General features: G+C 39.6%; 11 protein-coding genes. All 11 read right to left on the bottom strand.

Annotation, left to right across the window (positions count from 1 at the left end; all coding sequences use genetic code 11):
* Positions 1 to 72 precede the first annotated feature (72 nt).
* On the bottom strand, positions 73 to 864 hold the full coding sequence (locus ACEQ1T_RS19570) for a DUF58 domain-containing protein (RefSeq protein WP_370224347.1): 792 nt from the start codon (positions 862 to 864) through the stop codon (positions 73 to 75).
* Position 865: 1 nt separating this feature from the next.
* Positions 866 to 1,822: a MoxR family ATPase gene (locus tag ACEQ1T_RS19565; RefSeq protein WP_206845992.1), complete on the bottom strand. Its 957-nt coding sequence runs from the start codon at positions 1,820 to 1,822 to the stop codon at positions 866 to 868.
* 186 nt (positions 1,823 to 2,008) lie between these two features.
* Positions 2,009 to 3,466, bottom strand: coding sequence for a triacylglycerol lipase (locus tag ACEQ1T_RS19560; RefSeq protein WP_206845990.1), 1,458 nt, complete (start codon positions 3,464 to 3,466; stop codon positions 2,009 to 2,011).
* A 168-nt stretch (positions 3,467 to 3,634) separates the two neighbouring features.
* A complete protein-coding gene (locus ACEQ1T_RS19555; protein WP_206845989.1) occupies positions 3,635 to 5,329 on the bottom strand; it encodes a transglutaminase domain-containing protein in 1,695 nt (564 codons plus the stop codon).
* A 53-nt stretch (positions 5,330 to 5,382) separates the two neighbouring features.
* Complete coding sequence (locus ACEQ1T_RS19550) at positions 5,383 to 5,619, bottom strand: hypothetical protein (RefSeq protein WP_370224345.1); 237 nt, start codon at positions 5,617 to 5,619, stop codon at positions 5,383 to 5,385.
* 37 nt (positions 5,620 to 5,656) lie between these two features.
* The gene (locus ACEQ1T_RS19545) at positions 5,657 to 6,028 is read right to left on the bottom strand and encodes a hypothetical protein (RefSeq protein ID WP_206845987.1); all 372 of its coding nucleotides are present in this window, start codon (positions 6,026 to 6,028) and stop codon (positions 5,657 to 5,659) included.
* 130 nt (positions 6,029 to 6,158) lie between these two features.
* On the bottom strand, positions 6,159 to 6,707 hold the full coding sequence (locus tag ACEQ1T_RS19540; protein WP_370224349.1) for a DUF5381 family protein: 549 nt from the start codon (positions 6,705 to 6,707) through the stop codon (positions 6,159 to 6,161).
* A gap of 87 nt (positions 6,708 to 6,794) precedes the next feature.
* Complete coding sequence (locus ACEQ1T_RS19535) at positions 6,795 to 7,325, bottom strand: DUF5381 family protein (RefSeq protein ID WP_206845986.1); 531 nt, start codon at positions 7,323 to 7,325, stop codon at positions 6,795 to 6,797.
* A gap of 114 nt (positions 7,326 to 7,439) precedes the next feature.
* Entirely contained in the window at positions 7,440 to 7,991 is a 552-nt protein-coding gene (locus tag ACEQ1T_RS19530; protein ID WP_370224348.1) for a DUF5381 family protein, read from the bottom strand.
* On the bottom strand, positions 7,984 to 8,796 hold the full coding sequence (locus ACEQ1T_RS19525; protein WP_370224344.1) for a hypothetical protein: 813 nt from the start codon (positions 8,794 to 8,796) through the stop codon (positions 7,984 to 7,986). The genes ACEQ1T_RS19530 and ACEQ1T_RS19525 overlap by 8 nt, the downstream gene beginning before the upstream one ends.
* Before the next feature lie 9 nt (positions 8,797 to 8,805).
* The gene (locus ACEQ1T_RS19520; RefSeq protein ID WP_370224343.1) at positions 8,806 to 9,954 is read right to left on the bottom strand and encodes a glycine zipper domain-containing protein; all 1,149 of its coding nucleotides are present in this window, start codon (positions 9,952 to 9,954) and stop codon (positions 8,806 to 8,808) included.
* Positions 9,955 to 10,044 lie beyond the last annotated feature (90 nt).

Here is a 10,044-nt window from a genome sequence, read left to right as displayed (position 1 = left end):
CCCGGAAGGCAACATTTTCAAGGCCTACTCAGACGCCATCGACGAAGTTCGGCGCGACGAACACGGCGACCATTAGTCCGACAACGCCACCCGGAACTCAAATCGGCTATCCGGTGCACAATCCATGAGGATATATACGTCATGCGATTGCCTTTGTTCAAATTCTTTGGTCATAATATCATTGCGCTTAGCAGTAGCTTTCCAGTTAATCCAGGAGAATCTGTCTCCCGGCTGATACTCCCTAATGCCGATGGCCATGGAAGTATCCCTTTGCACCCGCTCTTTTGAAGCAGTCATTCCCTGATCATAATGATGCGCCATAGGCTTATAAATGATTTCCTCATATGCCGGGTAGACAATCATCCGGCTCTCAGCAGGGGCTTGCCTTTCTTTTTCTATTAAACCGAGCAAATCACCTGTTTTCATACGGATGGAGGCAAAAAAATGCTCACCCCTCGGCAGGCTGTTAATCCTGTATTGAAGGGACATTTCCTTCTGAAACCCAGGAAATAAAAAACGCTTTGCCTCGTTTGATTTCCTGGCATGCTGCAGCTGTTCACTCATCTCATCCTCTATGACCAGATACAACAGAGGAAAAGCTGTTCTTCTGGTAATCTTCAAGGTAATAACTGCCTGTTCACCTGCATTGAATTCTGCTTTTGGCAGGATACGCTCCACCTCAAAGTCGTTTAAAGAATAAAACGACAAGCCAAGTGCGTAAAGAGCAAAAGGAAGAAAGCTGTAAAACAAAAACCAGCTTACAAACCCGCCCTGAAACATCGCATATGAAAAGGCGAACAGAATAAGCAAAAATAACACAATCAGCTTCCAGACACCTTTCAGTGTATTTAACAGCTGTTTCATTTTACTTCACTAACCTTTGTACTGGAACAGAAACCCTGGCAATGACCCGTTCTACTACTTCTTCAGCGGTAATACCCTCGAATTTCGCCTCAGACCTTAAAATAATCCGGTGGACAAAAACAGCAGGCGCCAAATACTGAATATCATCCGGAAGAACATAATCGCGGCCATACATGAATGCGTAAGCCTGGGCTGCTTTCATTAAAGCAATCGAACCGCGGGGGCTTGCCCCTAAATACACACTGCTGTGGTTTCTGGTCTGATTGGCAATTTCCACAATATAGCGTTTAATCGTCTGATCGACATGCACTTCTTTAATTTCTTGCTGGAGTGAGCGCAATTCAGTTAAATCTATTACAGATTCCAGATCTTCTATCGGCGGAATCCGCTGTGCCCGATTCAGGACCTCCATCTCATCAGCGATATCAGGATAGCCCATTTTCATTTTTAACAGGAATCGGTCCAGCTGAGCTTCCGGAAGCGGATAAGTTCCTTCATACTCGATCGGATTTTGCGTCGCCATAACGAAAAAGGGTTTCTCAAGGCGATGTGTCACTCCGTCGATGGTTACGCTGCTTTCTTCCATCCCTTCAAGAAGAGCAGATTGCGTCTTGGGAGAGGTTCTGTTGATTTCGTCTGCTAAAATAATATTGCCCATAATGGGGCCCGGCCTGAACTGAAATTCCATTTCCTTCGGATTATAGATGGATACACCTGTCACATCTGAAGGCAGCAAATCAGGCGTGAACTGGATGCGCTTAAATGCGGCTCCGACTGATTTAGCCAGTGCACGCACCATCATCGTTTTCCCTACACCCGGCACATCCTCGAGCAAAACATGGCCTTCCGCTAAAAGTGCCACTAAGCTTAATTCTGCGACATCCCGTTTGCCGATCATGACTTTTTCAATATTTCCTAATACCCTCTCAATTGCAGGGTGCATTTGATTTCTATCCATGTGAAATCTCTCCCCTTTATCTATGTCTCGCATTCCATTAATTTACATTACCCTGAATTTAATTCTAACCTATTATATATTCGCTGTCGCGTTAGAAACTCCTGTGTTTTTCTTAGGATGATTCTCCCTTATCCCTGGGTTTTCAATAAAAAAAAGACTGCTTCTCAGCAGTCAAAATACATTACATTACTTATATCGTTTTCCACTTTGATCTACATAGAAAGATTCAATGATGGTTCTTTCAAACGGCTTGCCATTTTCAGTCTGTCCTTTTACTTCTGTTGTCACATTGTATACACCTTCCTGTGTAAAATCGCTTTCGATCATGAGGCCAGCCTTTTCTCCTTTGGCTTTTTGCTTCAGTTTTTTCCCTGAAGGATCAAACCCGAATAGGATCCATTTTGTATTAAAGGCTATATGGCTTTTCGCAGACTTTCCCAGAATTTTATCATTTAACGGGCTGTCCAGTGCAATAGTGTATAGGTATGAAGCATTTGCCGGAGCCTTTAACACCCAGTTTCCAGCTTTAGGATAATCTATTTCAAACGGATGAACCCATGCTCCTTTGAAAAACTCGGATTCTTCCTGATACACTTTTTTCGTTTTATATTCCTTGCCATCCGGACTGATCAATATTAAATCGGGCAAATTCTTTTCACTTAAAAAAGAAACAGTCATGGATTCTACATTTTCCTCCACGGTAAACTGTTCACTTATTGCATTGACAGCTTTTCCGCCTTTTACAATGGAATGAGTGCCAGGCTGTCTGGCAGCGGATTCAGAGCGTGCTGATGAGAAACCCGCAGCAGGCTGAGTGATAGAGGTATAGGGCCTGAACACCGGAAATGTATGGGATCCTTCCCGGATGGTTGTATGATTCCAGCTGCCTTCCTGAACAACGGATGCTCCTGGCAAGCGGGAATTAACCGCCGTAACGACGCCATCGCTTTTTCCATACTGGCTCAGATATAAGCCTCCCCAATATGATGCACTGCCAAATGAACCCCATTTAGTGCCGCCAAGTGTATAATATCGATTTTTTTCAGCATTCTGATGGGAATCTGTAAGGCTTCGAAAATGTTGCATATTACCTGTCTGCAGGGATTCGGTTGCTTCATTATTGTTGCCAAGGAGGGCAGCAAGCCACCAGGCCGCGCTGCTGTGAGCCAGATCTGCGAGCTGGGTGCCATGATGGGGGGAGGATAGGGAGATAACATTTGATACATATGGGTGGGCACTGTAATGAACAAGCGCTGTCTGAATATCCACCCCGCCTTTGCTATAGCCGATAACTGCAAGCTTCTTTTCGCCGAAATGATGGTAGATTTCTTGAAGCTTTTCAGCCAGAATTGCACCATTCGTCCACATATCACGGTCATGATGAAGGTCAATGAATGCTGTTTCATACCCATTTGCCAAAGCCACTTCATACATATCATTCCCTTCATGCCAGACAGCTGATGAATTGTTATAGCCGTGTACAAACACAAGAGGTGATTTGGAAGGATCAATGCTTGAAGGCGCTTCTCCAGCATACCAATAACCCGGAGTTCCACTGTCATCACCGCCAAAACCGCCAGCCTTCACCATACCAGGGAAAATCAGCATCATACAAAAGATCACTCCTGCCATTTGTTTTATCAAGCTTTTCCCCTCCTTAAAGGAGATCCGGACGGAAGTCCAGTCAGTTTGATTTTATAATTTACAGAATATTTATTGAAGGGTCTTTCGATATAATTTCCACCCATTTGGAAAAAATCGGCCAAATATTGAAAAAAAGCCACAGGAACAAGCCCCGTGACTTTATAACAATTAATAGGATACACCTGTGCGGTTATGTGTTTTTTCAAACTCTTCTTTATTCGGATCAAAGTATTTTTCATTGAAAGCTGCCACGAATTTATCATCTTTAATATATCCCGCCCCCCATGTAGGATCCATAGTAAGCCAGCTTCCATCCACTTTCACTTCCACCCATGCATGCTTCTGCGGCCAAAATCCGCCGAAAGCAGTCCCTTCGACAAAACGGGCTTCCATATTGCTGGCCCGCAGCAGGGCAATGGCAAGATACGAATAATCCTGGCATACGCCCGTTTTGGAATCCAGTGTTTTGAGTGCACTATCATCCCAGCTGAAATCATCTGTTTCAAGCTTATTCACATCATATGAAATGGTTTTCGCGACATAATCATAGACGGCCTTCGCTTTTTCCCTTTCACTGCTTATGCCTTCTGTCAGTTCTTTCGCCAATTCAGTAATTTGCGGTGCATCTGACTGGACGCCTCTTGAAGGCAGAAGGTCCCGCTTATCCCCGCCTGTTGACTCCACCTCAAACTTGGCAAATCCATAGTAACGGAAATAATCACTGTTCTCTTCTTTGATTTCCGGCACACTTAGTGTGACTTCATATGTGCCCGGGCCGAATCTTAAGTAAAACGAATCATCAAATGTGAAGTCTTCTACTGGGATAACATCCAGTGCTTCATCCTCACCCTTTTTAGTGGTAATGTAAATATGATCGGTTTCAGGCCCGAATTCTGCCTGCGGATCAATTTTTCCTTTGACAGTAAAAACACCATCCGATTCCTCACCGCCATATTGAGGATACTCAAGCGCCACTCCCCGCTCCTCATACGTTTTAGAATATTCGATAGGGCTCATTGTCCTATCTGACTCATTGTCTATTAAGATAGTTGCTGCCGTCTGATAATAATTTTCCCTTTCCTTGTCAGGAACAAGCACCTCAAGCTCGTGAAGTCCTTTTCCATAGAATAAAGGCACCTCATAAGAGAACTTGCCGTCCTTAAGCGGAATAACATGCTTCCACATATCCGATTCCTTATTCAGCTTAAGCATGATCGTATCGCTGTCTGACAGGCTTCCTGCTTCCCCTTTTAAATTGAATACTTCATTGCCTTTTATATAGCTTGATTCAATATCCAGTACCAGTTCTGCCTCCTGGCCAAACGGAGTATATGTCATATCCCGTTCTGCATTTGGATTCACATTGTGGATAGTGAACGAGGCAAGATCGTAATAGTAATTCTTACTATCCGTGCTTGGAAGCTGTACGGTTACCTTATACTCGCCTTCTCCATTAAAAAAGCGGATACTCTGCTTGAACTTCCCTTCTTTGATGGGTGTGTAGTATTCAAGATCGTTCCCTGCCGGTCCATCCTCTGTGGAACGAACCTTAATCCAGGCATAGTCTGATTTTAGCTCTGAGTACTTCTCAACCTCTCCCTGCACAGCCACCTGGCCATTTGCAGCAAACTCCTTATATTCCGGATTCTTCATAGCCGCTCCGACTTCCTCACTGTAAGAAGTCAGCTCCAGAGGTTCAAGCTCGAGTTCCTTGTTTTTCTCTTTAACCAGTTTTTCATATTTGTCTTCTTCCTTTTTCTCTGCTTTTGCCTCTGAACTGCTTTCTGAGCTGCTGCAGGCTGAGAGGAAGAGGAAGCTGGTTAATACTATCATCAATAGGGTGATGGGGCTTTTCTTTGGCATGGGGTCCTCCTTTTTGTTTCATTAATTCTAAATTTACATACGTACGTTATCCCTTAAAGTTTCAGAGACTCAGCACTCTTGGACTTTATGCCATCAATTATGGATAATAATAAAATGAGCACTCCCCACATCAAAGCCAAAACCAAAAGAACTGAACCCCCTTCTTCACTCCAGCTTGATTTGTTTGTATAGAGGAATATGATAGCTATAAACAACACCAGATTACTTTTCCAAAAAAATGAGAATCCTTTCATTAATGAGAATTTCTTTTGTTCCTCTTTTGCAGTCAAGATCTCTTTTCCCTCCCCAGATTATTAACTACTTGTATTAATTAAAAACAGCAAACACTCCGAACCCCGTAAAGAAAAGAAAGATAAAGAAAGATACAGATGCCAATTTATTAAGAATGAGAGGGAGTCTATTTAACAAATTTTGAATATGATAATTTATACCTGAGGTGATAATAGCAATATACTTAAAACAATAGTCAAGAAAAGTCCTAGGATGTTCATACACATTCACTTCATAAAGGATAATAACTAGTTTCTGAGCGAAAATAGAGAAAAAGGCAAAAATAGCATTTGCTGTAATCATTAGAGCAATATAAGAACTTGGAATTGGTATATCTATCCCGGTCAGCATTAAAGAGAGTAATGTCCAAATCAGAAATACTGCTGCAAAGGCGATTAAATTTTTCATATTATTCTCCTTCCGATAGGGGAGAGAGGGCTAATCTCAAAACAAAAGCTCTTTATAGGGGTTAACCCTTAAAGAGCTGCATTACAGTTCCTAAATTCAAAGTAATTATCAAAAACTTAGACAAGCTTTACTAAATCCTATGTTCCTGCCTAACATAGTTATCTTCTTCTCTTAACTTATCCAGATCGATTTTCCGATCCCATACTTTCCTGGCATTGTCAGTCATATAAGGAAAAATGTATTGATCAACAATCACCTGAAAATCACCATCATCCAAGAGATTATAGGTGCGAATCTTTATTTTTTTATCATCGAAGGTTTCAATAACAATATCGTTTATACGGTTTAATGGATTTCTTATCAAATCAATATTTCGGATGTTCTTTATTAAAACAAGGCATTTTGGGGCAATAACTGTTCCGTTCTCTCTGGGAACAACTTTTAGCAAAACCTTTCCTGGAATAAAACCTGGCAGACTCCAGAGTGTGATATAGAAATAAAAAGGGGTAAATATTATCCCTCCGCCAAGATAGAATAAGGAGTATTTAGAGTTAAATTTTAATCCATGTATAATTAGAAAAATGCATGCAATTAAAAATCCTGCCGTGGCTAGAAACATTAATACATAATAAAATTTGGAGCCTTTTATAATAACTGCATCCCCTTTTTTCTGAACCATTGACAAACAATACTCACCCCTTTGGGACCAGGCAGAGAAACTAAAGAAGAGAGATTCACACAAAAATCATTATTCTGCCTTTGGTTCTTACCTCTCATAATTAGCTTGATGCCGAAGAGTATCCAAGTTTATTTTTCGATCCCAAACTTTTTTTGCATTTTCAGTCATATAAGGATATATATATTGGTCAACTATTATCTGATAGCGAAAATCACCAATCAGGTTATACGTGCGAATTTTCATTTTTTTATCATTGAAGGTTTCAATAACAATATCATTAATTAAATTTATTGGATTCCTTACAAGATCAATGCTTCGTATATCCTTAATTGGAACAATGCCTTTTTTTGATTTAATCACACCATTTTCTCCGGGTATAATGGATAGCAAGATTTTACCCGGGATTAGGCCTGGTAAATTCCAAAGTGTGATGTAGAGATAAAAAGGAGTGAAAATTATTCCTCCGCCAAGATAGAATAAAGAATATTTAGAGTCAAACTTCAATCCGTGAACAATTAGAAAGATACATGCTATTAAAAAACCTACAGTAGCAAGAGACACCAAAATATACATGATGTTTGAACTCTTTATTGTTATATGATCTTTGTCTTGAACCATCTATATATAATAATCCCCCTTTAGATTTGAGAAAAATAAAAGGAATCACTTCTTTTCCGCCCCTTGAGAAAGCCCTCTCTTATGAGAGGACTTGTTAAACAGATTCAATTTATCTTATTCAATTTTAGGTTCTTTTCTCTCGTATCTTGCCACATTACGAAGACGTTCAAGATCTACCTTTCGATCCCAAACCTTTTTTGCATTTTCAGTCATATATGGATAAATGTATTGATCTACAATCATTTCATAATCTAAGTCCCCAAGAAGATTATATGTTCTAATTTTTATCTTTTTATCATTGAATGTTTCAATAACAATGTCATTGATTAAATTTAAAGGGTTTCTTACTAAATTAATATCTCGAATACTACTTATAGGTACCGTATCTTTTTTAGCATTAACTGTTCCTTTTTCTCCCGGGAGTATTTTAAACAAAACCTTTCCTGGCATTAATCCAGGCAGACTCCAAATAGTCAAATAAAGATAGAAGGGAGTTAATACGATTCCTCCGCCAAGATAGAGGAAAGAATATTTAGAATTAAATTTCAGTCCATGTGTAATTAAGAAGATACATGCAAGTAAAAATCCTACTGTAGCTAAAAACATCCATACATACATGAACTTAGAACTTTTTATTAATACAGCTTCTCCTTTTTTCTCAATCATGGACAAGAGGAATTCCTCCTTGGACAGAATTGTTAAATAATAGGTTTCTAATAGATGTCTCGTCTGCCCTTTGAATATTTAAATCTAAGTTATCGTCTCTTGTAATCATCCAGAAGTCCAATTTTCCGGGAACAATAAAAATTAGGTCAATTAAATCGGGATTTTTTGCAGAGTCATATTTAAGACTAAGTAAGCTATCCATTCTTCCTTTTCTATTGGAAATATCTTTTAAAAACTCAAATGAGAATGAACCATTAACCCTATTTTCCCACTTTTGAGCAGTAGATTCAGACAACGAATCCGATTCACTCATATCACCTAGGAATTCTTCAAATTCTTCATTCTTCAAACTAAAAAGCACTTCATCCTGTAAAGGCAGCTTGCTAATATTGAAGAAACCTTTAATACTTGTTATTATATTTTCTGGTGTGGATTTGGTAATATAATGTACTTGATGGTCATGCAATAACTTATGAAGATAAACTTCCCCATTTCCAAAATGAAAAGATATGTTTTCTTCCCCTTCGAACTTTAAATCAAATCTAGAAGCTTTAACCGTCTTCTCCGCATTACTAAGAATATTAATATGAGCCTTATAGTTCTCTTTTAATCTATATTGATTATTAACCTCTACGGCCATATCTTTTGCCAGCAAAGAGCGAGCCGCAAATTCCAGCATTAACTTCAATTCGGAATCTTGAAGTGAAGGAAAATACGTCTCTTTCATAGATATTCCTTCTTCATATAATCCTTCACTATAAAATGCAAAAATTAGTTCCTCAATACTTAATTGAATGGTACTCATATTGCCTCCTTAAAAAAACGATAATTTTTTATCTAAAAACCCTTTTGCTCCATCTAAAAAAGATCCAGCTGTCTCCTTAGCCTTTGACAGCCCTTTTCCAATATCTTTAATTTTTCCTACCGGATCAGAAATTGTTTCTTTAATTTGTTTATTTACAATATCAATACCTTTATTTGCTGCTTCAACAGCTTTTCCAGCTTTCTCAAATCCACCTTTAAAAAACTCGACTCCATGGTGTAAAGGTTCCTTAATAAGGATAGCACCTTTTTCAGCAATTCCAGCAGTTAATTTAGCAGCCTTCTCTCCAATAATTCCACCAACGAATGAACCAGCAGCTGCACCCACAACTGTTCCAACCGGTCCAACTAAACTACCTAAAGCTCCACCTATTACTGCACCTGTAATTGCTCCTCCTGAGATAGCTACTGTATTATTAACAGCATTACCAATCGCTTTAGCATTTTCACGCTTCAAAACATCCGGGTTATTTCCGTACTTAGCATAGTTCTCTGAAATTTTAAGCCCCATTCCTCCGACTTCCATTGCACCGGTTAAAACAACTGTACTTAATGCATTTGTTTTAGCGAATTTGGCACCAGTACTAACAAAAGATTTGAACGTAGTTGGATTAAAAGTTTTATATTTAATTTCATCAAAAAAGGCTCTGGAGCTACCCGCAAACTTCGCAACATCATCCGGAAGGTATTTCGCAATTTTTCTATGAATTAAATCCGCAAGTGGTACCTCTCTATACTTACTTCTCAAATATAATGGACCCAGGAACGCTCTTGCCATCGTTCCCAACTTTTTAGATTCGTCAATTTTATCTGTTACCTTCTGAAGGGCCGCCATATGTTTATAGGTGAATACACCATCAGCATCCTTAATAAATTGAGTAAAGCCCAACCCGTAAAAAGCAAGCTGTTTTGTCATCAATGCTCCGAGAGCTGTTACGGCACCATATTGCTCATATAGCTTATACAACTTACCGACCAGATTATCTGCGTCAGCAAATTTATTCGCGACCATTCTCAGGTCAATCTCCATTTCACTGAGCTGCCCAACCAGCTGATTACCAGTACCCCAAGGATCCCCTACATGATAGAAGCAATGCCTGTATTCCGGCGGAGCGCTGTTAATTAAATCTGCAAGCTCCATATGGAGATTTCTGTATTCGTCTTCAATTCTGGACAAACGAGTAACCAAGTCATTTGCCAGGTCTTCCAGGCGATCAGGATTTACAGATAT

Source organism: Cytobacillus sp. (assembly GCF_964223445.1).
GTDB lineage: Bacteria > Bacillota > Bacilli > Bacillales > Cytobacillaceae > Cytobacillus.
This window is presented reverse-complemented; position numbering and strand designations above follow the sequence as displayed.